The following is a 23,813-nucleotide window of genomic DNA, read 5'->3' as shown; positions in this document are numbered from 1 at the left end:
AATTTTGGGGAGGCGGCAGTGCCAACCGTCAAGCCTCTGATTGCGATCGTCGATGACGACGTGTCGATGCGCGAGGCTATCGAAGGACTCATGAGATCGCTGGGATTTGACGCCGAGGCCTTTTCATCCGCGGACGATTTTCTGAGGTTTCCCGATCTCAATCGCACCGCTTGTCTGGTCACGGATATCCATATGCCCGGACTGAGCGGGCTTGATCTGCACCGCCACCTCGTTGCGCTGGGCAAGAATATTCCGACCGTTCTGATTACCGCCTATCCGGACGAAAATGCGCGCGCGCGGGGGTTCGGCCCGGGTATCGTCGGCTATCTGACAAAACCCTTTGGCGAGCAGGATCTCCTTGATTGCATCCGTTCCGCGCTGCCGCCTGGTAGCGACGACGGAGAGATCGATTTATGACTTGAGAGGAAGGCACCCCAGTCGTACAGCCCGGCCATGCTCCGACGAATAAAGCGCCTTCAGCAAGCTGTCGTCAGCTGCTGAACTCCTCCCGTTCCGAAGGCAGGGTGAACTGAAATACCGCCCCGTGAGGCTCATTCGCGCTTGCCCACAACCGCCCTCCATGGGCCTCTATGATCAGCCGGCAGATCGACAGGCCAAGTCCAAGTCCCTCCGCCTTCGTCGTGTAAAACGGCACGAACAGCTCCGCACTTTGCGGGTCGAGCCCGGTGCCGGTATCCCTGACGGCGACGAGCACCGCCGCGGATGCCTCAAGCCGGGAGGTGATCAGCAGCTCGCGCGGCCGGTCCGTCACCCCGCTCATTGCCTCGATGCCGTTCATCATCAGGTTGAGGATCACCTGCTGCAACTGCACGCGATCCCCCGCCACCGGCGGCAAGTCTTCCGCCAGCTCGGTGTGCAGCAGGATGCGCTGGCGGCGCAGTTCGCCTTGAAGCAGACCTACCGTATCCTCGATGAGGGCATTCAGTTCCACGCGCGTCGTGGCTGTTTCCGTCTTCCTGAGCAGCGAGCGCACCCGCCCGATCACCTCGCCGGCGCGGTGACCGTCCCGGACGATGCGCCCAAGCGCTTCCCTGGCTTCGCCGATGTTGGAGGGCTGGCTGGCAAGCCAGCGTAGGGCCGCATTGGCATTGGTGACGATGGCTCCCAGCGGCTGGTTGACCTCGTGCGCGATGGACGAGGTCAGCGCTCCCATCGTCGTCACCCGCGCTACATGCGCGAGTTCCGCCTGCGCCTTCTGCAATGCCTCCTCGGTCCGCCTGCGGTCTTCGATGTCGACGAGGAATCCGTACCATTTAAGGATATTGCCCCCTTCATCCCTGAGTGGCACGGCGCTTTCAAACAGCAAGCGATATTCGCCATCAGCCGCGCGGCGGATGCGCATCTCGGCTTCGAAAGGCTGGCCCGTGGCCAGAGATGCATGCCAGTTTGCGAGGTAAGCTTCGATGTCTTCCGGGTGAAATGGGGCTTCTGCTTCCCAGCTCCATCCCAGGGTTTCATCGAGGGACAAGCCTGTGAACTCCCGCCACCGCCGATTGATGAAATCGACGTGGCCATCGGGCAAGGCGGTCCAAACCATAGCGGGCACAGTCTCGATGACCTGACGAAGCTCTTCTTCACTCCGCCGGGCCGCCTCTTCGGCGCGTTTGCGTTCGGTGATGTCCTCACAGACGATCAGGAGCACGGTGCGCTTCTTCACCACCATCGCCCGGGCCGTCTCGCGGACGCAGAGCATCGAGCCGTCCTTGCGGATCTTGCGCAGTTCCCAGCTCATGGCCCGGCCAAGATGTTCGAGACAAGCGGCCGCATTCCTCTGGACGGCGTCCCGGTCTTCCTCGTGGAAGATGTCCCGTACGGGGCGGCCGATCAATTCGTCGACGGTGTATCCAAGCTGTTCTGCGCCAAAGGGATTGACGGACAGGATGGTGCCTGTGTCGTCGATCATGAAGTACATCGTCGGATTGTTCTCGAAGACCGCTCTCCATTGCTCCTCGCTCTCACGCAGCGCCTCTTCCGCCTGCTTGCGCTCCGTCAGATCAATCACGAAGGCGACGCCTTGATTATCGCTTTCTTCAAAGGTTGCCGCGCCGATCATCACCGGCACGCGGCTGCCGTCCTTTCGAAAGTACTCCTTCTCGATCGGTGGCCGGCTTCCGGTCAGTTTGTGCTCTTGTAACCACTGGACATCGCGCCCGTGCCAGTCCGGCGGTGTCAAGTCGGCCCAGCTCAAGCGCCCGGCGACAAGATCTTCACGCTGGTAGCCCACAATCTGGAGAAAGGCGTCATTGGCCTCGATTATCCGGCCTTCGAAGTCCCAGATGAAAATGCCGATGATATTGGCTTCGACCAAGCGCCGGATACGGGCCTCCCTCTCCCGCAGGACGGCCTCTATTTCGCTGCGGACTGCAACGTCTCGGGCAAGCTGAACATTGGCATTACAAAGACCGTGATAGGCTGTCTGAAGGTCGTCGGACAGCAGATTGAAGGCGGTCACCAGCCGCTCCAGTTCGTCCTCGTGCCGAGGGGGACGCCGCCGCAGCCGTAAATGCGGCGGCGGATCACTGATGCAGTAGGTGCTAACAAAGTTCGCGATAGCAAACAGATGACGCGTGATGAGATAATGAAAAATGTAAATGATGAACAATGATAGCAGTAATATTGTTGCTGCCTGCCCAAGGAAGATTGTCCATGCTCTATTCAGCAGCATACGATATATGCCGGCAAGCGTGGCTTCGATATGAAGTGTGCCGATCGTTTTCTCCTGTCCCTCCACATTGCGGCGTAGCGGATATTCCTGTGCGATGACGGATGAATCGGATGATTTCGCTCCAACCTGCACGGTAAACGGATTTCCGGTCGCGGTAGTCTCGCGGACCTCCACGGCGCTGATATCAGGAAGCTGGAGAATTCCGGTGAGTTGCAGCCGCAGCTGCGTTTGGTCCAAGGTCCAGAGACTTTCAGCCAGGCTGCCGAGATAGCTATTGCTGATCTGCTCAAGCCGTGACTCGAGGGCCGAAACATCGCGCCGGTAATCGATATAGAGCTGAAGCAGCGTCAAGATGAGCGTGATGGACACGCTAAAGAGGAGGACGCTGATCAGAAGGCGCAGCCCCAGGCTGTGGCGTATGCTGGCGGGCACCGCCAAACGTCCGCGCGTATGGGCTGCAAGTGCTCCGAGGACACCCGAATACCGTTTCAAGCGCTCACCATCCTTCGCTCCAGCGGCTCAATCGCCGACGCCCAAAAGGTCAAACGCTATTTCGTGGCGCGCTTAGTGCCCCTGGTTCCAACGGTGGCAGACTGAAGATAGCCGCATTCTTCCCTCGCACGCCGAGTAACGACCGCCGCTGGGCCGGGATCAGTCCGGCCTCTGACAGTATGGCCCTGTTTCCCTTGCTGTAACCGATGAAGATGATCGTCCACGTCAACGATTTTGTACGCTATCACTTGAGCGCCACTCAAGGCGAGGAATCTTTGCCCAGCCCGGCAGGGAAGGGTTCTCGAGCTCGATGACCGTTCGCTGTGAGAAGCGAAACTCGGCAATCGTCCGGGCAAAGTACTTTTCGAAATAACGGTCAAAGCTGCCATCCTTTTGCATTTCCTGTAGCCCGTAGCGGATTCGTTCCGCCAAGCGCGGTGCGGACTTCGAAACATAGGCGTACTGCGCGTAAGGGAAGTGTATGAGCAGATGCTGGTCGGTCGCCAGGTTCGGGTAAGCCTTTGCATCTTCATCATGTATTGCAGCAACCACGGTTGCACCGCGTGGAATCAGGTCGAAGCGTCCGCGTTCCAGCATTAGCATCAGCAACTTGGGATCTGTGGCAGTCACGACCTCCATGCCGTTGTGGCGAAATATCGCCGCCGTCGTCTCGCCTGACGCCCCGATCCGTAATTGCCTGAGGTCGGCGATATCTCGCACCTTTGCCACCCGGCCCTGATCGCTGGCGCGGATAGAGGCGATGCGATAGCCAAAAAGACCCTTGTCCAGCGGGATATCGATCGGGATCAAGTCCTCGTTCAGCGGTTCGAGGACCACGAGATTGATCAGATCACCTTTCACGGCCTCGCGCCTGAGCCTGGCGGTGCTCAGCTCCGTCATGGCAGGTTCGACTCGGTACGGCCCGTAGCGGGCAACGCTGCGTTCCAGCGCGGCATCCAAAAGCTCGTAGGTGTATCTTCGGCTAATCAGTTGCCGTTCGAACTCACTGCGGCGCACCACATCCTGGACCGGAGCCGCTGGCTCCGTGGCCATCACCCGCCACCCGCCTGCTGCAAGACAGCACAGCGCCAACAGCAGGGTGCTCACTAGGCTCGTCATTCGACGATGTGCAACCATGCCGGAACCCTCGGTCGGGGATCGCCAAGCCGCCTGGGCAAGTTCAGTCAAGGAATGCGGAGGCGGACAAGTTGCTAATATACATGAAAGCTTTAACCGGAACAATTTTGGCCGACGCGGGCTGAGTTACGGATATGGCTCAAGCATGCCGAACCACGCGACGAGGCCGATGACGAACAGTCCGAGGATAATCTCGGCTGCGGTCCCGACGGTTAATGCCGAAGTGGAACGGGATCTGCGTGCCAATCGAGGCACGAACACGTAGCGGTTCAAAATCGCCGTCAGCGTCATCATGGCGACCAGCCCGATTTTGATTGCCAGCAGCCGCTGATAGTCGATGGTCCAGTCAGTGGGTAGGCGGCCAAGAATTAGAAGCATGTTGGCGACCCCCGAGAGGACGACGATAGTCACGGCGACATGCCCGGCTGTCGAGAAGCGGATGAGCGCCGTTCTGGCCTCTTGTCTCTTTGAAGGGTCGGCCGACGGCCGCAGGATGATGAGCAAAGGCAGCAGCGCGCCGAGCCAGGCTCCTCCGGCAAGTATGTGGACGATGTCATTTGCCTGATGAAGGGTTCGCAGCCAGCCTTCGTTCATGGCAGCATGCCCCGTCACCGCTTGACTGCAGAGGAGCAAGGCGCACGTCGCTGCAGTTGCAGAAAGTCGGTGGCGAGGCGGCAGGGCGCCCGTGGCAAGAAGCAGCAAAGTAGCGACCACCTGGCACACCCAAGCGGTTCCGACGGTCGTCTCCGATGCGACGCTGGCCAGCATCTCGAAGCTGATCGCGTCCTGCCAGCCTTCTCCGATCGTGGCGGCACGCAACGGAAGTGTGGCGGCGGTCGCGATCGTCACGCACACGATAGCGGTTGTTCGGAATGGATAAAGGCGCGCCCAAACGTTCGACCGCAAACCGCTCGGCACGAGCGTGCACAAATAGACACTGGTGCCCCACAGCAAGAGCGTGGCAGCGTCGAAGAGAAACCGGCAAAGGATGAGCGCGGCGCCGGGACCGATCACGGCTTGACGGTGAAGTTGTAGGAGCCGCTGGTCTTGTGGCCGTCGGTCGAAAGCACGTGCCAGTCGACGATGTAAGCGCCGGGCTTCAGCGGGTCGGAGATGGGTACCATCAATGTCTTGTCGCCGTCCATCAACTTACTGTCGCCAAGCTTGACATCCTGCTGGTCAGGCCCGGTCACCTTGATGCCTGAGAATTTGAGGTTTAGCCCCTCGGTGAAGATCAGGTCAATCTCGCTCGGTGCTGCAACGGAAGCGTTGTCGGCCGGTACGGAGGACGTCAGGTGCGCGTGGGCGAAAGCCTGGCCCGCAAGCACCGCGCTCGCGATTGCGGCATAGGAGAGAAGGCGGGTAAGTCGTGGCATTGGGATGTGCCTTTCGGTTGAGGTTGGGACATGCGATGAACGCCCCGGTATTCCGGCGGCCGCGAATATGACCATCGGAAATGGTAGACATTCGCGGATCGGATTTATTCCGCGGCGTGTAGTCAAATCGCCTTGCCCCGAGTACGGTCGCGGCCTTCGCTGCCTGGAATACCGAGATCGAGCGCGACAGGACCGATGCCGTGGCGTCGGTTTTGCTAGTTGACGAGATCGAGAATCCCAAGCGAATTCCGCTCTGAAATGGCGCTTGCGGCGGATAGGCGCACCAGCACCACTGATACGATCGCGGCGCCGTTGAGGCCTCAATCCGGGCTGCCGGCAAAGCGGGCGGCTAACTTTCTCTTTCGGAACTCCTCGGTAACGAAATCCACGAAAGCGCGGGTCTTTGCGGGCAGGAGCGAACGGGTCGCGTAGTAAAGCGAGATTGGCCCGGCATCGGCGTACCAGTGCGGAACGAGACGGACGAGCTCGCCGCTGTCGAGGTAGGGCAGCGCGTCAGGTTTAGCGATCAACGTCACGCCGAGACCGAGCACCGCGGCGCGGCACATGGCAGCCGGATCGTTGACGACGATCTTTTCCTGAAGCTCGGCCGCCACCTCCTCGCCGGCGGCATTGCGCATCAGCCAGCGGCGAATACGGCCGGTATGCATCGAGCGCATCACGATGCCGTCGAGGCCCGCCAAGCCGGCTGGATCGGCAGGTGGCGTGCGGCTCTGCATGTAGGAGGGGGAGGCGACTGCGATCAGATGCGCGGGGGCAAGCGTGCGGGCGATAACGCCCGGCGTCAGCTCGAAGCCGCCGCCGATCGCCGCGTCATAACCTTCCGCGATCAGATCGACCGGACGGTTCTCGAAGGTCCATTCCGGCCGGATGTGAGGATAACGCGCGATGAAGTCCGGCAGCAGCGGCAAAAGATAAGCGATACCAAAAGTCGGGCTCAGGCTAACCTTCAGGATGCCGGAAGGCTCACCACGATCTGTGGAAATATCCGCGATCGCATCCTGCAGACGCTCCAGGTGGTCGCGGATTGCAAAAAGGAAGCGCTCGCCGGCTTCCGTCAATGTCAGTTTGCGAGTGCTGCGCTGGAAAAGCCGGACGCCGATATTGGTTTCGAGTGTTGCGACATTCCGGCTGACCGCGGCCGGTGTAATCGTCAGCCGGCGCGCCGCAGCCGAGAAGCTGCCGAGTTCGGCGCTGCGCACGAAGGACTCAAGATTCGCAAGCGTTTCCATCGCTTATTTTCAATCCTTGTTGAAGCGATCACGAACTCTTGGGTTGTAACACAAGACTCCGATTTTTGAGGAGAGCCAAAAAGGCGGACTTAAGCTATATAAATCCTAGGTATTTCTTGCTCATTCGTGCTTTCGGCGCTATTTGCATATTAGAGGACAGCAGGGCGCGCGGAGCCCTGTAGGGCAGTCGATAATGTTAACAAAAAAAGGCAAATATGGATTGAAGGCACTGGTCGATCTGGCGCGTCTCGCTCCAGGTGAAACCGCCTTCATCAACGATGTCGCCGCGCGCAACAATATCCCCAAAAAGTTTCTCGACGCGATCCTTCTGGAACTGCGCAATGTCGGCATCCTGCGCTCGAAGAAAGGGCCTGGCGGCGGATATTCGCTGTCGCGGCCCGCATCGGAAATTCGCATCGGTCATGTCATCCGCACGCTCGATGGCCCGCTTGCTCCCATTCGCTGCGCCAGCCGTACGGCATACGAAGCCTGCGACGACTGTTCGGATCCGGAAACCTGCCACGTCCGCAGGTCGATGACCGAGGTGCGGGATGCGATCGCCGATATTCTCGACAGCATGACGCTCGAACAATTCGTCGCAAAGGGCGGCAAAGTTGAAGGCCACGACGACGAAAAGGTCCCGGTTTCCGCCGCGAGTTGATCAGCGATTCTTCCGCAAGTGGTGGGTCGCGGCGCGGCGATGAAGGACATCGAGTGGGGTTCCCAAAGCTCGGATGCGAGCGTTTCGCCAGTGACGATCGAGGTTGAGGCCGATGCTCGCGGTATTTTTCCCGGCCAGTTCGAAAACCAGGCTTGAGGCATTCAACGCTAGTTCGCTCGCTACGGCCCGCGCGGCGGTCGCGGAGAAGTAGGCATCTTCGGCAGCCTGGCCAACGATGTTGATCTGGGCCATGTCGAGCTGGCGGCCGGCCCTTTCGAGAAGAGCGGATGCAGCCTCTGCGCTGATCGCCAGTTTGCCGACGTCACTTTCCTGCGTGGTGCTGACACCCGACGAAAGAACCGCGCGCGCGATCCCCAGATCGACAGCGGCATGCAGCAGTTCGCCGATCGCCGAGGGTGTTTTCGCAGCAGGAGCGATCGCATCCGCATTGACATGCACCTCGTTGGCAACGATCGCGGCCGTGCCATTGGTGCGCTGGCCAAAGCCGTCCCAATCATCGACCAGTTGAAGGCCGTCGCTGTCGCGTGGCACGTAGAGCGTGCTCTGATCACTTCGGATCGCGATCCAATCGACGAAGAGGACGGCAGGAGAAGATGTGCTGCGACCGTTCAGTCGGTGTCCGAGATCATTGGCGCTGGTTGCTGCGGTGTCTGGAAATGAAGCCGCTGCAAGGCGATCGCCGGCAAGTACGCGAGCGAAAAGCAAGCGCTTCAGCTCTTCGCTCGCGTGCTGCCGCAACCCTTCGAGCACGGTAAAGTGGACTTCGAGAAATTCACCGATCGAGGGGTCGCCTTCGGCGATAATCGCAACGATTTCGGCGAGCAGCGAATTGGTGACGTCCAGCCCCTCATATTCGGCAGGGACGGAGAGGGCGGCAAGGCCGGATTGCGAGAGCGCATCGATTTCCTGGTAAGGCAGGATGCGGTTGATGTCCCGCTCGCTCGCTTGCTGTTGAAAGGCGGCGGCAAGGCTGCGGGCCGTATTGATCGCCTCTTCCTCGCTTTCGATGCGCTGTGCAACCGGCCTCGTACGGTCGTGAAATTGCGATACGGTTCCCATCGGTCGGTCTCGTGTTCAGAGATGACAGGAGTGGAGGATTGCCGCCGGAATGATAAGGCCGGCTTTTCTACAAAATTAGTATGGTTTGAATTTTCTTACCAGGTTAAGAGGAAAGGCCACGCTCAACTCCTCACAAACCTGGCATTTCGCACCGCAGCAGCTTTCAGCCGTGCGCGGAATTGATTATGGCTCATGCGTCAGTACCCGCCAAGAGGTTTCCCATAATGCTATCGTCTGCCCGGCAACGCCTTCAGCTCGATTGCGGCGATATGCCTATTTATGCCATCGGGGACATTCACGGGCGTCATGACCTGCTGCAGATGGCCGAACACACGATTGTCAAGGATGCGGCGCGTCTGCCGGGCCGCAAGCTCATCATCGCACTTGGCGACTACATTGATCGCGGTCCCTCGTCGGCGCAGGTGATCTCGCATCTGATGTCGCCGCCGCCGGAGAATTTCGACCGCATCTGTCTGACCGGCAATCATGAAATGATGATGCTCGACTATATCGACGGGAATCTTTCATTTTCCGAATGGATGCGCATGGGCGCCGACGCGCTGCTGCGCTCCTACGGTCTCGATGCCGAGCATCTGCCGCTGATCTTTCCGACGGCTGCGAAACTCGACGGCTTCATCCGGCAGTCGTTGCCGCGCCAGCATATCGATTTCATGCGGGCAATGCCGATCCTGGTCGATACGCAGGACGCGTTGTTCGTGCATGCCGGGATCGACCCCGCCTTCACGCTCTCCGAACAGACGGACGAGGATCTCGTCTTCATCCGCGACCGCTTCTTCAACAGCAGCAGCTTGCTACCGAAGCTCGTCGTTCATGGCCATACGCCGGGTGACGAACCGGAGGTGCAGCCGAAGCGGCTCAATCTTGATACGCGTGCATTCAAAAGCGGAAGGCTGACCGTCGCCCGCCTGTGGCGGGGACGGGTTCACCTCTTTTCGACCTGATCAGGCCTCAGCAGCCTGGCGCTTCTGCGGAACTTCTTCCGTGTAGTAGCTGACATATTTGTGGTGGTAGCGTTCCGTGCCGCCGAAATTGCTGAACTTGCCGAGTTCGGCCATATCCGTCTTGTTGAGGATGACGCCGAGGATCTTCTGCTTGATCTGCGGTTCGGCATTCACGATGTCGCGGACGATGCTCGTCGGTGTCTGGCCCCATTCGGTCACGAACAGGAAGCCATCCACCTGCGGTGCAAAGGCCTTGGCGTCGACGACCGGGCCGAGCGGCGCAAGGTCGACTACAATGTAGTCGAACATCTTCCGGGCATTTTCCATCAGGTTGAACATGCCTTGCGAGGCAAGAAGTTCGCTGGTGTGCATCAGGTGGTCGTTCGTGACGACCGGCAGGATCGCAAGCTTGGTGCGACTGTCGACCTTGACGGCGCTTGCCCACGGCACCTCACCGAGGACTGCTTCCACAAGACCCTGCTGCGGCGGTGACTTCAGCATCTGCGTCAGGCCTGGATTGCGAAGGTCGGCGTCGATCAGCAAAGTGCGCTTGCCGCTGGACGCGAGCAGGGCTGCGAAGTTCGCCGCTGTGGTCGACTTGCCTTCGCCGGGCAGGGCGGAGACGACGCCGATGACACGATCGCTCTTGCCCTGGAACATGACGTCGCTCGCAAGCTTGGCATTGCGCAGCGTTTCGGCAAAGACCGAGCGGGGCGCTTCGAGAACAATACGCATGATGCGTTCGAAGCTTGCGCCATCATCCGGTGCCTCGGCGGTCTGAGGGAGCGGATCCTTACGCGGCTGGAAGACCTTGCGTTCGCGCGGCGGCTTTCCGACCAGCGGCAGATAGCCGAGGAACTTCAGGCCCAAGATGCTGCGCACATCGCCCTCGACACGGAAGAAGCGTTCGCGGAATTCCTGGAACGCGGTCAGCGCACCGCCGGCCATCAGGCCGAGAACGATGGCGAGACCGAGCGTCATCGTTTTCTTCGGGCTCGACGGCGACGTGGGGATACCCGCTTCGGAAATCACGCGTGCCTTCGCGATGGGGAAGGACTGCTGCTGCGAAGCCTCTTCGTAACGGCCGAGATAGGATTCGTAGAGTGTCTTCAAGGCGGTTGCCCGCTGCTCGAGATCGTTGAGCTGTACGATCGACTTGTCCGATTCCGAATTTTTGCCGGTCAGATGCCGGATGTTTTCGCGCAGCGACTGTTCACGCGATTGAGCAACCTCAAACTCGTTGCGATAGCTGGAGGTGAGCTGCTTGAGTTCCTGGAAGATCTGACGTGTCAGGTCTTCCTTCTCACCGCGAAGCTGCACCGCTTGCGGATGGTCGGCGCCGTAGTTGGTGGTGATCTCCTGCTCGCGGCGGCTGACCGACAGATAACGCGTGCGAAGGTCCTGGATGACGGAGTTATCCGTTTGGCCGGAGGAGATTGCGGCGTTGTTGACCGCCGCTTCCGGGCCTTGATCGACGATCGACTTGAACTGGTTGTAGCGAGCCGAGGCGCTTGCGGTATCGGCCTGTGCGACGATGAGCTGCTTGTTGAGGTCGGCAAGCTGCTGGTCAGACATAAGCTCGCCGTTTGCCGAAGTCAGGCCATTCGCGGCCTTGAAATTCGCGACGTCGAGCGCCGCCTGCTGCGAACGGTTGCGGAGATCGGTAAGGCGTTCCTGCAACCAGACCGAGGCGCGTTCGGTTGCGTCGAAATTCGCGTTGAGCTGGTCGTTCAGATAAGCGTCGGCATATGCCTTGGTGATCCTTGCAGCCAGCATCCTATCGGTCGAGCGATAGGAGACCGCGATAACGGAGCTGCGGGAAACGCGCTCCACCCCCAGTGCCTGCTGCAGCATGGCTGCGGCTTTCTGGCGGCGGCCGTTAAGGGCATCTGCTTCGGAGACCGGCGGGCCGCCCGGTGTCAGGGCACTGGCAATAAGCTTTATGCCGGACTTCACGAGGTCGACCGGCGACTGGCCGGCGTCGAGGACTGTGTCGTTATCCGCGAGCTTCTGAGAGTCGACGACCCGCAGCGCGAGTTCGCTCGATTTCAGAATTTCGACGGCACTGGCGATCTGCGTATCCATCTGCTGGGCGTTGGCGGCCGGCGGCTGATCCTCGGCATATTTGGTCATGCTGTCGTCGAGCAGGATTTGCGTCATCGACGTATAGACGGGTGTCGCAAGAAACAGATAGACGGCAGCGAGAGCCACGAACGCAACGACGCAAAGCACGATCGAGCCTTTGCGGCGCAAGAGGATCGCGATCAGCCGATCGATATCGATGAAGCTGTCGGAATCGTCGCCCGCTTTCGGTACGGCGCTGTGCAGGGTCAGGTTTCGTTGATTCATGAGCTCATCCTTTGGGCGAACGCGGTGCGCCGCCGAACGTTGGAATGTCTGTCTTTTGTCCGGCGAGATTGCGGAATGCCGCCGCCATTCTGTTGAGGCGTGCGGCGATCGGCATCTTGAGGTGGCGAAGGGCAGCAGGATCGCGCCATGCCACCCTGATCGCGCCGGAGATCGATCTGTTTTTGATGTTTTCCACCAGGATCAGGAACGACGCCGCCCGTCGCAGACTCTGTGCCCGGAATTTCTGTGCAGCCATGGCATCCGCATCGAGGGTGTGTTTCCCGAGAAAGACCCTGTCTCCCTCCACCATCGCCTCGATATGCCGGAGTTCCAGCACCCGCGAGATGGAGCCCTCGCGGATATTGTAGTTATAGCCGGGGATCGGCTCGATGACGCAGCGCGCACCGAGCGCCAGCGCCGAAGCGAGGAAAACATAATCCTCGCCGATCCGCAGGTTCTCGTCGAAGCGTAGCGCATGCTTCTCGATGAAGGTGCGCTCGAAAACAGGCTTCAGATAACCAAAATTATGTGTCGTTTCGAAAAGCGCGTTGGAGCGAATGAAGTCGGGCAGCGTCAATTCCGGCATGGCCGCCAGAGCGCTTTCGGCAAACATCGTTTCCGGGGGCGAGCCATCGGCGCGGATCACCCGAAGATTATCGACCGCAATCTGTGCACCTGAGCCTTCGGCAAGGGCGATCAGTCGCGCAAGCCGGCCCGGCTCGATGGTGTCGTCGGAATCGAGCACGGCAATCCAGCGGCCGCTCGCCGTGGCTATGGCGGCATTGCGTGCTACGGCCGGCCCGCCATTCTTCTCAAGCGTCAGCAGCCGGACGTTTTTATCCGCGTAACCTCGCGCCACCTCGCCGGTTTCATCGGTCGAGCAGTCGTCAGCAACGATGACCTCGACGGTCACGCCGGTCTGCGCCAGCGCACTGTCGATCGCTTTCGCGAGCGTTTCGGCTGCATTGTAGGCAGCCATGATGAAGCTGATGTCCGGCGGCGCTTTCGTCATGCAGTCCCCTCCGCCGCGCCGTATTGGCGGATCTCGCGCACACCTAGCAGGCCGCTGACGACACCGAGGTGCATCATGCCGCGAAGCGCGTAGCGATAACGCGGGACCGGAACGAGGATGCAGACGAAGGCGACGCCGAGGCAATAACCGGCCTTTGCCGTCGCAAGACCGATCTGCTTCAGACGGTTGAGGCCCTTGTGCTTCTCCTGCAGCAGCCGGCCGTGCGTCTGGCCGAAGCGGAAGCGGCGCTTCGCAAGCCACGAAAGCTCCGCCCGGTTTTCCGGTACCGATTCATAGACGTGCGCTTCGGGGGCATAGGCAATGCGCCCGCCATCCCGGTGCATGTGGCTGAAGAACTCGGTGTCTTCGCCGCCCGTCTTTCCGAGTGCCAGGTTGAAGCGGCGGTTCTTGACATGCGGCGAGCCGAGGCGAAGCAGCACATTGCAGGTGTAGCCGGTGCGGATTTCGCCGCCGACCCAGACCGGCAGGGTCGAATGAAAATCGCCTTCCCGCATCCAGCTTGGCGCCGTCTGGGAGTAGACGCTGCGGACCGGTCCAAGGACGGCGTCTGCTTCCGTCTTCTCAGCCGCACTCAGCAATTCGACAAGCCAGTTTTCCGAGGCATCCTCGTCATCGTCGATGAAGGCCAGGAAGTCGCCGGTCGCGTTTTCGAGACAGGCATTGCGGGCGATCGAAATGTTTGACGCCGGGCAGTGCACATAGGCGATTACGTGCGGGACCCTTGAGCGGAGAGCGTCAACGCGCTCTCGTGCGCTCGGCGTCGCGTCATTGTCGGCAACGATGATGCGCAGTTTTACGTTTTCGGGAACCGCAAGACCGGCAAGCGAAAGCAGCGCCTCATCCAATGAGGCGCGGCGATAGGTGCAAACGCCGATATCGATCTGCATGCGTTGGTCCTTCATCAGGAAGCCTTGCGGTTGCGGAAGCTTAGAAGCTCCATCCAAAAACCTGCCGACCAGGCGAAATGCATCACCATGGCCGAGAGTGCGGCAAGCGGGCCGTACGGGTTGCGCTGGCCGACGGCCATCCAGAAGCCGTAGCCGACGCAGGCGACCGCCCAGAGGCTGAATGGTATGACGGCGATCCAATTCAGCACGGCCAGGAACGCGCCGATAAACAGCGGCACTACGGCAAGCGGCAACATCTGACGAAGCTTCGGCATGCTGCCGTGCTTGAGGATGTTCTTCGCGCGGCCCCGACCATAGCCAAGATATTGGCGGAAAAGCGTCCGGACCGTTGATCTTGGGTAATAGATCATCCGCGTCTTGTCGGTCATCCAGATACCGAACCCAGCCTTTTTCAGGCGGTAATCCAGTTCCGCGTCCTCATTATGGCTAAATGTCTCATCGTATCCGCCGACGGACTCGAAGGCTGCGATGCGCATCAGCGCATGGTGGCCATGATCGGCCCAATGGCCCTTGGCACCCTCGCGGTGCTTGGAGCCGCCATTGCCAAGCTTGGAGTTCTGCGCGAAGGCCGTTGCCTTCTGGAAAATGCCGTGTCCAATCGTCTCCATCGCGACGACGACCGAATCCGCCTGGACCAGCTCGGCTTCTTCGACAAGCCGCTGGCAATAATCCTCCGGATAGTCGCCGTGGGCGTCGATCCGGATCAGGTATTCGTAGTCGCGTCCAAAGGTTTTGACCGCCAGGTTGACGGCCGCGCTTTGAATCCGGCGGGGGTTGTCGAGAAGGATGACGCGGGGGTCGGCTTCGCTGATCCGCGCGACGATGTCACGGGTGCCGTCGGTGCTGCCGCCGTCGGCGACGACGATGCGGGCATTCAATTGATCGAGGGCCGGCCCCAGTCTCTCGATCAGGGGGCCAATGTGCTTTTCTTCATTCAGGCAGGGGATGACGATAAGGCTGGCGACGCTGGAACAAACATCAGTCTTCATTGCAGTCAAACCCTCTTGAGCTGCGGTTGCGGGAGCATAGGAAGCGGTGGACGCCTCTGCGGCGGAGGATACAAGGCGGGACAAGTTATCGACCAAGGCGCGGCAATCGCTGCGATCGGCGAACCAGCTTCTGCGATCCTCGGCTGCGACGGCCGCCGCAAGGGCGCCGTAACGTTCGCCGGTGAGGCCGTCGAAGAGCGCCTCGAGGCTTTCAGGAGAGGCGTCGTGCAGCGTCAGGCCAATGTCCTTGGCGGAGAGGAAGCGGGCTGTTTCGGTGCCGGCGAGCGTGATCGGCACGCTTGCGTAAAGGCAGCCTTCGTAGAGCCGGTTGGGAAGCAGCCAGTTGGAATTGAGACCCTCCTCGAAGAAGTCGATGGCCCAGGAGGAATGGACGTCGCCGTAGATCGCTGAGAGATCTTCCGGGTTCTTGTACGGCCCCTCGAAGCTCAGATAGGGCTCGTTGGCGACAAAGGTGTCGAAATCCTCGAACTCGGAATAGGCGGGCCGGCCGCGCAGCACGATGTTGACGCGACCATCCATGCAGCGGGAGAAATCGGCAAGCAGTTTTAGTGACTTGCGGCAACGGAGCGCCCCGAACCAACCGATCTTCCAGGGCTCGCCGTCCTGCGGCGGCAAGCGGAACGGCTTGGCTTCCGGCATCCCGTCCAGCGCGAGCACCTTGTTTTCGACAAGCATGATCGGCGCCTTGAGAGCAGAGCGCGGAACGAAGTAGTTGGCGATAAAGGCCGGCGAACTGGTCAGGATCAGTTTGGCGTCGCGTCCGAAATGGGCTTCCGCACGGCGGATGGCCTTGCCGGCTACACCGTCGCTCACGAGAAGGCGATGGATGTCGAGGCATTCGTAAACGACGGGCACGCCGCCGAAGAGCCGGCTTGCGCGGTCAGCGACGGCGAGCGATTCCAGATTGCGCCCGATAATCACGTGAGGGCGCTCGACGCCCCTGAGCAGGCGGCGCAGTCCGGCAACGGCCTTTGCGACGGCGGCCATGCGCTGGCCGAATCTGCTGTCGGCGGTCCGCCCGAGCTCGATCGGCGTAAGGCCATCGACGGCGGCGAGGGCATTCTCACCGCGCCGGAAGCCGGCCAGCGTCACCGCCGCGCCGCCCTCCCTCAGCATCAGCACGCGGCGGCGCACAGCCGGATCGGCAAGGTCGTGCGCCAGGTAGAGGACTTTAAGCATCAATACTCCTTTGCGTAGACCGGAATTCACCGGAGTCCGTTCGGTTGGTGCTGTGCAGTGTCTTGGCAGGTTCTGCACGCTCAGTTGAGCGTGCAGGCGATCGAACCCTGGAACTGGCATTTATCGCCGGGCGCCGTGTAGGCGAACCGGTCGATTTCCATCGTCGTGGGTTGTGTGTAGGCAAACTTGCCCATCCAGTTCGCCAGCGTGTCCGATCCCCAGAGGCTGAAGAAAATCTTCTGCGGGCTCTGAGGGATCTTGGATGGATCGGTGACCTCCTGAACGAGTTTGCCGTTCAGGTAATAGCGAAGCCGGGCCGGCTCCCAGACAAAGGCATAGTCGTTGAAACCCTGGTCGGCAGCCTGGCCGACCGGCACGAGCTTTTCGTTACCGCCCTTCGCCTTGATGTACTGGTTCAGCTGAACGGTCGACGTGTCCTTGCCAAGCACTTCGAAATCGATTTCATCGTGCTGCTGTTTGTCGGCCGGGCCGATATAGGTGAAGAAGGCGGAGTTCAGGCCCGGGCCGGTTGCCGCCTTGATCCGCGCTTCATAGGTGCCGTAGCTGAAGCGCTTCTTCGTCTGGATCTCGCCGCAGAGATAATTCCGGTCCTTGGACTTACCCTCCGTGAAGCCTAGGCCCAGCATGCCGCCCTCAGCTTTCACCTCGTTCTTCGACCAGGTGCAGTTCTGGTGAGCGCCATTGTTCCAGCCGTCGGATACGAACCAGACGCTGCGATCGATCTTGTCGAAATCGTCGACGAAGGATTTGCCCGTTGCCTGCTGGGCATGGGCGGGAAGGGCGCCCAGAAACAGGGCGCCGATTGTCAAGCTTTGGCAAAGCAGTCGCGCATGGGCGATTTTAGCCGTCATGTGTCACCTTTGCTGTGGAATGAATTCTGCCGGGATTTCCCGGCGCGAAGCGGGCGAAGACCCTTTCTTCGACCGGCCACCGGTCAGTACGGCGTAGAGACGCGGAGCGGTGTTGCGGACGAGGTTGTTGGAAACCGCAAGCACCGGGAAGAGAACCAGTAGCGAGCCGCAGAAGAAGAGCGGATAGAAATCGATCCCCATCTTTCCCCAGACCATCCAAAGAAAGACGAGCAGCGGATAATGGGCGCAGAAGATCCAGAAGCTCAGGCTCCCGGTTTTCGAAAGACGCTGGCCCAGACGGGTTTTGATGAGCAGGGCAGACAACATCCAGAAACCCGCAGCTCCGCCGATCGCCAGGGCGTTGCGGGAAAGTTCGACCCACGAGGGCATCAATGGACCGGTCGTGTAGATCGCAGTGGCAAGCAGCGCTGAGGCGATAAAGAGAACCGCGACGCCGAGCGGGGCGAAGCGATCAAGCGCCTTGATGTCGAGCTTGTAGAGGCTTGCATAGATGCCGAACGTGAAGCTGAAGAGAATCGAGCGCTTGATCACGATGTAGAGCGACAATTCCGGAATGAGCGCGAGAAGCAGCAGCGCCGACAGCGTCAGCAGCGGAACGCGACGGATGAGCCAGGCAAGCAGCGGCGAAAGCAGGATGCAGACGAAGAGGTCGCGCAGGAAATAGAGCGGGATGTTTGCCGGGAAATCCTCGAGCGCGAACAGCTGGCTGAGAAGCCCACGGACCGATGCTGTCCAAGGACTGATGACGTAGCCATCGCCGATGCCGACACTCAGCATTGCCAGCACGGCGATGAAGAATGCCGTATTCCAGAGGAGAAATGGCAGGAAAACGGTTTGCGCCTTCGTTCGCACGGTCTTCAAGTAATCGAACCCCTCCATGCCGCCACGAAACAGCAGATAGCCGGAAATGGCGCTGAGGCAGGGAACCCCAACACGGAAGAGCGCTTCGCTCAGGAACACCCGCAGCCAGTCGAAGAAACCGTAGTTTCCGTTGAACGGCGTGTTGGCAGGATCAAATGGTATATGGACGAACACGATGCCCGAAATGAGCACGATGCGCATCAGGTTGATCCGAGAGGATATGTTTGTGTCTACGTTCACGTTATCAGTCACCCCTATTCGGCCGCACCTCCCCTTACGGCCGTTTCAACGAGACAGACTCCAGCCCGCGATCCAAAAGCTAGAGTGTTTTCACGGAAGAAAATATGGCGCTGCAGCAAAAATGATCGGGTGTCCCGTCTTGACACAGCCGAGGAAGCTCCGCATCGGCAGCCGGTTTTGTCGCGCACCGGCTTAGAGAAGCGGCTGAACGCCCCATACGACAATGTATTTCGGAATATGATAATAAAGCAGGATTGGGCCGGGCCTGGAGCACGCGTGCAAGAAAAGTTTTTCGCGCTTGGTGAAAGATGTCAGCGGTTTCCGGGGCCACGCAGTCCCGAATTGCGGCGAGAATGTGATTTTTGATATCCTTGGTGCGCCTTTTCAGCACATGCCTCTCTCGAGGCCAAACTATTGGGCTTTGACAAATTTCGGCCCGAATGACCTTCATCATTTCGCACTGCAGCAACTTGTTCGGTGCAGCTCTCGGCTCTATGTGCTCGATCACCGGACGGTCCTTCAGGAGAAAGAATGGCGACCTTCACGATCATCATCCCCTTCTACCAGCGCGAAGACGGCATCCTTCGCCGCGCATTGGCTTCGGTCTTTGCGCAGAGCTTTCAGGACTTCGATGTGATCGTTGTCGATGACCAGTCACCCTATGCGGCCGAAGACGAATTGAAGCCGCTCACCCAAGACCAGCGGGCGCGGATTACGATCGTCAAGCAGCTGAATGCAGGCCCGGGCGGAGCGCGCAATACCGGCCTGGACAACGTTCCGGCCGCTACGCGCTTCGCAGCCTTTCTGGATTCCGATGATCTCTGGACGCCGGCGCATCTGCAAAATGCCCATGATGCCCTGCAGAAGTTCGATGCCGACTGTTACTGGGCGTCAATCCACGGCGGCGAAGAGTTCGATTACCATTTCGGGATCGCCGATCTGGAGAGGAGCGAAAAGGCGTTGCGCCTTTCCGACCATCCGCTGCTGCTCGAGATTCCGGACCTTGCAGGCGTGATGCTGAAGAACTGGGCCTTCCTGCACATGTCATGCATGGTCATCGGCCGGCCGCTGATCGAGAAGGTTCGCTTCGACGCGGCACTTCGGCTCGCGGCGGAAGACGTTCTGTTTTTCTGCGACTGCATGCTCGCGGCGCGGCGGATCGTTCTTTGCGGGGAGGCGGGTGCGCTTCGCGGGGAGGGGATCAACATTTTCCACGGCGTCGACAACGCCTCGCCGGAGTTCCTCAAGCAGCAGTTCATAACCTGGATGGCGCTCGACCGGCTCGAAAGCCGTTTCTCCAAGCGTCCGCAGGAAATCGAAACGATCAAGGCCTACAAGAGCCGGGCACGGAAACAGGCGCTCTGGAGCCAGGCCGGCCTTGTGCGCAGGCGACGGATGCCGGACTTCCGGCTGCTGGCACGATGGGCCTGGCGCGATCCGGCCTTGCTCACGAGCGTGCTTCAGCTCGCCGGCGGAAAACTTTCGAAATAGACAGGCTTACTCCGCAGGCGACGGCAAAAGATATCTGAGGCCACCGGCTCCCTTGGTCGCGATGTCGACGCCGCCGGGGCTGCGGAAGCGTTCCGTCTTGTCCATGAAGATGCCGCCGGCGATTGCGGGGATGGCCAGGGGATGGGTCAGGGCATAGCCCAGGGCTGCACCGGCGCCGGACTGCTTCTTCACATCGAGGAAGTGGCGAAGCTCGTATTTGCCGCGAACGTGGCTCTCGTGCCGGCGCACGGCTGCGGCGGCTTCTGAAGACAGCTTGCAATTGGTCAGAATCGCCTGGTCCGCTTCATAGAGCCTGCGGATATCTTCCGTCCGGTGGCTTCCGCTCAAGGAGTTGCCTCGCACGACGGCGCCATACCCGCAGCTATGGATCACCTTGTAGCGTGCGCCGTTAGCCAGCGCGCGGACGTAGAGATCGTAGTCCTCGCCGAGGCGCATCTCCTCGCGATAGCGCAGCTTGTAAGCATCAAGAAACGCACGCCGCATGACCGGCTTCAGGAAGCCGATTTCCCCGCGCCGCACCCCGCGCTTCGAGATATTGCCCTCGACAAAGCTCACCAAGTCAAGAAACAGCGGACGATCGGGGAAATGGTCGAGTTGCTGCGGCGCGCGCGTGACAGTCTCGGCTTCCACGAAAGCGATGTTATCGGCCACCAGATCCCAATCGTCTTCCGCAAGCATCCGGCTGAAGCGGCCTTCGAAGAAGAAGTCGTCGGCATCGAGAATGCTGATCAGCGGCGCGGAGGAGACCTCGATCGCATGGTTGCGGGCGGCGGACGGACCCCTGTTCTTCTCGAACGAGACGACATTCAAGCGATTGCTGCCGTCATCGGCAGTCCTGGCGACATCGGCCGTTCCATCGGTGGATCCGTCGTCGATCACGACGACTTCGGCCACTTGCTTTTCCCGCAAGGCCGAAGCGATCGCCATACCGATCGTATCGGCCGCGTTCTTGGCGGCAATGATTACGCATATGCTTGCCGTAGCCGTCTCAACCACGTCGTACCCTCCGTTGTTTCGCGCAACAGTTAGGACGTCGCCGCTTCGACGGCAATGCAAAAGACCTTCAAAAGATATTACGAGGCCCGGGGCGTCACGTGCCGGAAGCGTGCTTTCACTGGTTGAAAGGCTCGGAACTTTTGAACGGCGTAACGACAAGCGTTTCCTTGTCGTCGCGAGCCGGCGACATCACCGCAGTCCCCTTGGCGTTACGCGCCTTGCTTTCTTTCCAGACGAGGAAAAGCACGCCGCCAAAGTAGCCGATCTGCAAAAGTACCGCGCTGATTGCTGTGTCGGTCAGCGTATCGACGAGAGAACCGTTTAGGTAATAGGTCGCAATCGCAAAGACCGCCAAAGCGCCGAGCATGCTGACGAAAACACGAGGTGCGTACATAATCCTGCCTCCCCTAAGGAGGTCGTTCAATGAACATTCATTGAATTCGGGCTGCCTCCCTGGGACCCTTTACTTTGTATATTTTAGATAGCCTGTGGTTTCAACCGAACAGAAGCATTCTTTCGTTATCCGTTGCTCGTTTTCTACAGTATTCGGATTAAGGTTTCGTTCCGGCCTTGGATAAAATCGGCGAATGCTCGTTAAGGATTAACTCCGGCCTCCTTCCTTGCGCTCATCCTACCTGAGATTGCGGAAAATTTGGCGTTGCACCTTGTGCGAAGCGCCATATTTCCACATGGTGACTAACGCAGGAGAGGTCAATGCGTTCAACTTTTATTACAAAGTTTTCATCTAAAACGATTTGAGTGTGCGGCGCAAAATCCATGGTGCGTCGCAATAAAATCGGCAATAAGGCAATATAGTTGACCTATTCCCAGTAGTGCCGGGGCTGCATAACCAAATTCGGCGGCAAATCGGCAGAAGGGGTTATTCTTCAATCTTTTTGCGCCGCAAAGCAAACACCAAGATCTTTAGTGCCGCGCAACGAGACTATTCGAAAACATTGCAGGCTCTGCATCTGCACTTAAGTGATGGCTCATAAACGAAAAAGCGCTTGCGGCGCTCCAAAAACGGCCCGTTACACAATCGCCATGAAATTGTGGCTTAAAAAAACAAAATCGGCCCATACACTCCGAACTCGTCAACGCCAGCCTATCGGCCTTGGCATACCGACCAAACGGCAAACATAAGTGGAGTTAACTCTATGAAGTCTGCGACGAGATCGGACAGTACGCCATTCTTTGGCGTGGTTCATGCGAATGTCTTTCCGCCGACCGGCGGGATAATCAAGCGAGCATTCGATATCTCAGCTGCCGCGCTCGGGCTCATTTTCCTGAGCCCGGTGTTTCTAATGGTGATGCTGCTCGTAAAGCTCTCCGACAGGGGACCAGCTTTCTACGGACATCGCCGTATCGGCCACAACGGCCAGGAGTTTCGTTGCCTGAAGTTCCGAACCATGGTCGTCGATGGCGACAAGGTTCTGCAGGAGCATCTGCGCAACAATCCGAAGGCAATGGAAGAGTGGCGTTCAACGCGCAAGCTTCAGGACGATCCGCGGGTCACCGCTGTCGGAAGCGTGCTGCGCAAGCTCAGCCTTGATGAACTGCCGCAACTCATCAACATCCTTCGCGGCGAAATGAGCGTCGTCGGGCCGCGGCCGGTGGTGCATGACGAACTGGAACTCTATGAGTCTTCCGCCGTCTACTATCTTCAGGCTCGCCCTGGGCTTACCGGCCTTTGGCAGATCAGCGGACGTAATGACGTGTCCTATGCCACGCGCGTTGCTTTCGACACCCACTATGTCGAAAACTGGTCGCTCACCCGCGACGTTATGATCATTGCCCGGACGATCCCCGCCGTCTGCATGCAGCGCGGCAGCTACTGAGAACGCCGCTTCCAAATACACCAGTGACGTACGGTATAGCTTTTGGCTTGCCGTGCCGATTTATGGGAAAGACTGAATGAGAGAAATCCTGTTACGCCGTAACCTGCTTGGAAACTCCTTTATGACTGGCCTCGCTTTCGTTGCGGGGTTTGGCATATTGGTCGGCTCTTCTAGCTTTGCAAAGGCTGATGACTACAAGCTGGGCACGATGGACAAGTTGCGCATCCGCGTTGCCGAATGGCAGACGGCGGAAGGATCGATCCGCGACTGGTCGGTGGTCAGCGGCGACTATACGGTCGGCCCCGCAGGCAATCTCTCGCTTCCGTTCGTAGGCGACCTCCCAGCCTCCGGAAAGACGGCGGATGCGATCGCGCAGGAGATCGGTGTCGCGCTGCAGAAGCAGTTCGGCCTGAAGGACCGGCCCTCCGCATCCGTCGAACTTGCCGAATTCCGGCCCGTCTTCCTGACAGGCGACGTCGACAAGCCGGGCGAATATCCTTTCGCACCGAATCTCACCGTCGTGAAGGCTGTCAGCCTCGCCGGCGGGCTTCACCGCGCAGACGCCGGCCAGCGCTTTGCCCGCGATTTCATCAACGCCAAGGGTGATGCAGTCGTCTACACGACGGAAAAGAATCGCCTGCTCGCCCGCAAGGCACGGCTGCAGGCCGAGATCGCCGGCCAGGAGACGATCGACATGCCGAAGGAGCTGAAGGATCTGCCGGAGGCAAAGGCGCTGCTTGCCAGCGAAACAGCATTGATGTCGACGCGCAAGAAGCGGCTCACGCTGCAGCTCCAGGGGCTCGAGGACTTGAGATCTCTGCTGCAAGCCGAAATTGAGTCTCTCGCCAAGAAGACAGAGACGCAGACACGCCAGCTCGAGCTTGCCAAGGAAGACCGCGATAAAGTGGAAAACCTTGCCGAGAAGGGGCTTGCGCTCAGCGCCCGCAAGATGGCATCCGAACAGCGCGCAGCCGATATCGAGGCCACTCTTCTCGACATCGACACCAATTCGCTGCAGGCCAAGCAGGACATCAACAAGGCCAATCAGGACGAGATTACGCTCCGCAACGACTGGGACGCCACGCTGGCGCAGGAACTGCAGGACACCGAAAGCGATCTGGATACGCACAACCTGAAGCTTGCGACCAGCGATGCGCTGATGTCGGAAGCTCTGGCGCAATCGAATGATGCCGCACGGTTCGACCCGGACAATAGTGCCAGCATCAGCTACTCGATCGTGCGGGAAGTCGACGGCCAGTCGAAGGAAATTCCGGTGCAGGAAAACACCGCACTGCAGCCCGGCGACCTGATCAAGGTCACCGCCGGGGTCGCAATGAGATAGCGGAGACC

General features: G+C 59.6%; 20 protein-coding genes and 1 pseudogene. 6 read left to right on the top strand and 15 right to left on the bottom strand.

Features of this window, described 5'->3' with window-relative positions; all coding sequences use genetic code 11:
* Positions 1-18 precede the first annotated feature (18 nt).
* Complete coding sequence (locus tag ACPYOJ_RS17950; protein WP_481417452.1) at positions 19-417, top strand: response regulator transcription factor; 399 nt, start codon at positions 19-21, stop codon at positions 415-417.
* Positions 418-490: 73 nt separating this feature from the next.
* Here the strand turns inward: ACPYOJ_RS17950 and ACPYOJ_RS17945 are convergent, their stop codons facing one another.
* The 5 genes from ACPYOJ_RS17945 to ACPYOJ_RS17925 form a co-directional block, all read right to left on the bottom strand.
* Complete coding sequence (locus tag ACPYOJ_RS17945) at positions 491-3,178, bottom strand: PAS domain S-box protein (protein ID WP_481417451.1); 2,688 nt, start codon at positions 3,176-3,178, stop codon at positions 491-493.
* Positions 3,179-3,403: 225 nt separating this feature from the next.
* Positions 3,404-4,285 carry a substrate-binding periplasmic protein gene (locus ACPYOJ_RS17940; protein WP_481417450.1) on the bottom strand — a complete coding sequence of 294 codons (882 nt, stop codon included), beginning with the start codon at positions 4,283-4,285 and terminating at the stop codon, positions 3,404-3,406.
* A gap of 156 nt (positions 4,286-4,441) precedes the next feature.
* Positions 4,442-5,329: a copper homeostasis membrane protein CopD gene (copD, locus tag ACPYOJ_RS17935; RefSeq protein ID WP_481417449.1), complete on the bottom strand. Its 888-nt coding sequence runs from the start codon at positions 5,327-5,329 to the stop codon at positions 4,442-4,444.
* Entirely contained in the window at positions 5,326-5,691 is a 366-nt protein-coding gene (gene copC / locus ACPYOJ_RS17930) for a copper homeostasis periplasmic binding protein CopC (protein WP_481417448.1), read from the bottom strand. The genes copD and copC overlap by 4 nt, the downstream gene beginning before the upstream one ends.
* Before the next feature lie 320 nt (positions 5,692-6,011).
* Positions 6,012-6,941, bottom strand: coding sequence for a LysR substrate-binding domain-containing protein (locus ACPYOJ_RS17925; protein WP_481417447.1), 930 nt, complete (start codon positions 6,939-6,941; stop codon positions 6,012-6,014).
* Positions 6,942-7,134: 193 nt separating this feature from the next.
* On the opposite strand from ACPYOJ_RS17925, the gene ACPYOJ_RS17920 reads away from it, so the two are divergent.
* Entirely contained in the window at positions 7,135-7,602 is a 468-nt protein-coding gene (locus tag ACPYOJ_RS17920) for an RrF2 family transcriptional regulator (RefSeq protein WP_168832440.1), read from the top strand.
* On the opposite strand, the gene ACPYOJ_RS17915 is transcribed toward ACPYOJ_RS17920, so the two are convergent.
* Positions 7,603-8,682, bottom strand: coding sequence for an acyl-CoA dehydrogenase family protein (locus tag ACPYOJ_RS17915; protein ID WP_481417446.1), 1,080 nt, complete (start codon positions 8,680-8,682; stop codon positions 7,603-7,605).
* A gap of 224 nt (positions 8,683-8,906) precedes the next feature.
* Here ACPYOJ_RS17915 and ACPYOJ_RS17910 point away from each other — a divergent pair, with 224 nt between their 5' ends.
* A complete protein-coding gene (locus ACPYOJ_RS17910) occupies positions 8,907-9,644 on the top strand; it encodes a metallophosphoesterase (RefSeq protein ID WP_481417445.1) in 738 nt (245 codons plus the stop codon).
* Here the strand turns inward: ACPYOJ_RS17910 and ACPYOJ_RS17905 are convergent, their stop codons facing one another.
* The 7 genes and pseudogenes from ACPYOJ_RS17905 to ACPYOJ_RS17875 all read right to left on the bottom strand — a co-directional run bounded on the left by ACPYOJ_RS17905 (position 9,645) and on the right by ACPYOJ_RS17875 (position 18,117).
* The gene (locus ACPYOJ_RS17905) at positions 9,645-11,993 is read right to left on the bottom strand and encodes a polysaccharide biosynthesis tyrosine autokinase (RefSeq protein WP_481417444.1); all 2,349 of its coding nucleotides are present in this window, start codon (positions 11,991-11,993) and stop codon (positions 9,645-9,647) included. It abuts the gene before it with no gap.
* Positions 11,994-11,997: 4 nt separating this feature from the next.
* Complete coding sequence (locus ACPYOJ_RS17900; protein ID WP_481417443.1) at positions 11,998-13,005, bottom strand: glycosyltransferase family 2 protein; 1,008 nt, start codon at positions 13,003-13,005, stop codon at positions 11,998-12,000.
* Complete coding sequence (locus tag ACPYOJ_RS17895; RefSeq protein WP_481417442.1) at positions 13,002-13,913, bottom strand: glycosyltransferase family 2 protein; 912 nt, start codon at positions 13,911-13,913, stop codon at positions 13,002-13,004. The genes ACPYOJ_RS17900 and ACPYOJ_RS17895 overlap by 4 nt, the downstream gene beginning before the upstream one ends.
* 14 nt (positions 13,914-13,927) lie before the next feature.
* Positions 13,928-14,923: a glycosyltransferase family 2 protein gene (locus ACPYOJ_RS17890; protein WP_481417461.1), complete on the bottom strand. Its 996-nt coding sequence runs from the start codon at positions 14,921-14,923 to the stop codon at positions 13,928-13,930.
* Between the two features lie 30 nt (positions 14,924-14,953).
* Positions 14,954-16,123 (bottom strand): annotated as a pseudogene (locus ACPYOJ_RS17885) (glycosyltransferase); the annotation flags it as partial.
* Positions 16,124-16,203: 80 nt separating this feature from the next.
* Positions 16,204-16,995 (bottom strand): endo-1,3-1,4-beta-glycanase ExoK, encoded by a 792-nt coding sequence (exoK, locus tag ACPYOJ_RS17880; RefSeq protein ID WP_168832447.1) that lies wholly within the window; start codon positions 16,993-16,995, stop codon positions 16,204-16,206.
* 3 nt (positions 16,996-16,998) lie between these two features.
* Complete coding sequence (locus ACPYOJ_RS17875; RefSeq protein ID WP_481417441.1) at positions 16,999-18,117, bottom strand: acyltransferase family protein; 1,119 nt, start codon at positions 18,115-18,117, stop codon at positions 16,999-17,001.
* A gap of 531 nt (positions 18,118-18,648) precedes the next feature.
* On the opposite strand from ACPYOJ_RS17875, the gene ACPYOJ_RS17870 reads away from it, so the two are divergent.
* A complete protein-coding gene (locus tag ACPYOJ_RS17870) occupies positions 18,649-19,608 on the top strand; it encodes a glycosyltransferase family 2 protein (RefSeq protein WP_481417440.1) in 960 nt (319 codons plus the stop codon).
* Between the two features lie 6 nt (positions 19,609-19,614).
* Here the strand turns inward: ACPYOJ_RS17870 and ACPYOJ_RS17865 are convergent, their stop codons facing one another.
* Together ACPYOJ_RS17865 and ACPYOJ_RS17860 are read right to left on the bottom strand one after the other, a co-directional pair.
* Positions 19,615-20,625: a glycosyltransferase family 2 protein gene (locus ACPYOJ_RS17865; RefSeq protein WP_481417439.1), complete on the bottom strand. Its 1,011-nt coding sequence runs from the start codon at positions 20,623-20,625 to the stop codon at positions 19,615-19,617.
* A gap of 115 nt (positions 20,626-20,740) precedes the next feature.
* Entirely contained in the window at positions 20,741-21,019 is a 279-nt protein-coding gene (locus ACPYOJ_RS17860) for an exopolysaccharide production repressor protein (protein WP_481417438.1), read from the bottom strand.
* Positions 21,020-21,782: 763 nt separating this feature from the next.
* On the opposite strand from ACPYOJ_RS17860, the gene ACPYOJ_RS17855 reads away from it, so the two are divergent.
* Together ACPYOJ_RS17855 and ACPYOJ_RS17850 are read left to right on the top strand one after the other, a co-directional pair.
* The gene (locus ACPYOJ_RS17855; RefSeq protein ID WP_481417437.1) at positions 21,783-22,463 is read left to right on the top strand and encodes a sugar transferase; all 681 of its coding nucleotides are present in this window, start codon (positions 21,783-21,785) and stop codon (positions 22,461-22,463) included.
* A gap of 121 nt (positions 22,464-22,584) precedes the next feature.
* A complete protein-coding gene (locus ACPYOJ_RS17850) occupies positions 22,585-23,805 on the top strand; it encodes a polysaccharide biosynthesis/export family protein (RefSeq protein ID WP_481417436.1) in 1,221 nt (406 codons plus the stop codon).
* Positions 23,806-23,813: the final 8 nt, after the last annotated feature.

The sequence above is a fragment of the Rhizobium sp. SVR5-9E genome, from assembly GCF_056755095.1.
The sequence above is the reverse complement of the archived record's forward strand: the minus strand, read 5'-3'. Positions and strand labels throughout refer to the sequence as shown.

What these genes read in the sequence shown, in the direction of transcription:
- ACPYOJ_RS17890 (WP_481417461.1), bottom strand. Translation starts at nt 14,923, where the DNA reads ATGAAGACTGATGTTTGTTCCAGCGTCGCCAGCCTTATCGTCATCCCC.
- ACPYOJ_RS17925 (WP_481417447.1), bottom strand. Translation starts at nt 6,941, where the DNA reads ATGGAAACGCTTGCGAATCTTGAGTCCTTCGTGCGCAGCGCCGAACTC.
- exoK (WP_168832447.1), bottom strand. Translation starts at nt 16,995, where the DNA reads ATGACGGCTAAAATCGCCCATGCGCGACTGCTTTGCCAAAGCTTGACA.
- ACPYOJ_RS17895 (WP_481417442.1), bottom strand. Translation starts at nt 13,913, where the DNA reads ATGCAGATCGATATCGGCGTTTGCACCTATCGCCGCGCCTCATTGGAT.
- ACPYOJ_RS17920 (WP_168832440.1), top strand. Translation starts at nt 7,135, where the DNA reads ATGTTAACAAAAAAAGGCAAATATGGATTGAAGGCACTGGTCGATCTG.
- ACPYOJ_RS17905 (WP_481417444.1), bottom strand. Translation starts at nt 11,993, where the DNA reads ATGAATCAACGAAACCTGACCCTGCACAGCGCCGTACCGAAAGCGGGC.
- ACPYOJ_RS17910 (WP_481417445.1), top strand. Translation starts at nt 8,907, where the DNA reads ATGCTATCGTCTGCCCGGCAACGCCTTCAGCTCGATTGCGGCGATATG.
- ACPYOJ_RS17860 (WP_481417438.1), bottom strand. Translation starts at nt 21,019, where the DNA reads ATGTACGCACCTCGTGTTTTCGTCAGCATGCTCGGCGCTTTGGCGGTC.
- ACPYOJ_RS17900 (WP_481417443.1), bottom strand. Translation starts at nt 13,005, where the DNA reads ATGACGAAAGCGCCGCCGGACATCAGCTTCATCATGGCTGCCTACAAT.
- copC (WP_481417448.1), bottom strand. Translation starts at nt 5,691, where the DNA reads ATGCCACGACTTACCCGCCTTCTCTCCTATGCCGCAATCGCGAGCGCG.
- ACPYOJ_RS17915 (WP_481417446.1), bottom strand. Translation starts at nt 8,682, where the DNA reads ATGGGAACCGTATCGCAATTTCACGACCGTACGAGGCCGGTTGCACAG.
- ACPYOJ_RS17855 (WP_481417437.1), top strand. Translation starts at nt 21,783, where the DNA reads ATGAAGTCTGCGACGAGATCGGACAGTACGCCATTCTTTGGCGTGGTT.
- ACPYOJ_RS17870 (WP_481417440.1), top strand. Translation starts at nt 18,649, where the DNA reads ATGGCGACCTTCACGATCATCATCCCCTTCTACCAGCGCGAAGACGGC.
- ACPYOJ_RS17850 (WP_481417436.1), top strand. Translation starts at nt 22,585, where the DNA reads ATGACTGGCCTCGCTTTCGTTGCGGGGTTTGGCATATTGGTCGGCTCT.